This is a genomic window from Phytoactinopolyspora endophytica (assembly GCF_004138495.1).
Taxonomy (GTDB): domain Bacteria; phylum Actinomycetota; class Actinomycetes; order Jiangellales; family Jiangellaceae; genus Phytoactinopolyspora; species Phytoactinopolyspora endophytica.
In genome coordinates, this window is sequence record NZ_ML142859.1 from 233,768 (window position 1) to 234,096 (window position 329).

At 73.9% G+C, this 329-nt stretch carries 1 protein-coding gene; it reads right to left on the reverse strand.

All coding sequences use genetic code 11. The annotated features are described in order from the left end of the window. Nucleotides 1–329, reverse strand: a 329-nt coding sequence (locus tag ELR45_RS38575; protein ID WP_205856978.1) for an alcohol dehydrogenase catalytic domain-containing protein, incomplete at both ends; no start/stop codon positions are given.

Here is a 329-nt window from a genome sequence, read left to right on the forward strand (position 1 = left end):
CCCGCGAGCGGGACGGCCGCCGCCTCTGCAAAGCCGAGGTTGGCGGGCTTTGGTGCCAGGGTGTCCTCGGCGGCCACGGCGTATTCGGCGTAGGCACCGCCGGGGAGCTCGCCGTACACCTCGGCACCCGGGCGCAGTCGAGTGACCTTGGGGCCGACGACCTCGACCGTCCCGGCCACGTCCCTGCCCGGGACTTGGCGCCTCGGCCGGGTCAGGCCTGACGTGAGCCGCAGCACGTAGGGGCGGCCTACCAGCGAGAGCCAGTCGGCGGGGTTCACCGACGACGCGTGAACGCGCAGGAGGACCTCGTGGTCGCCAGGCTCGGGCTG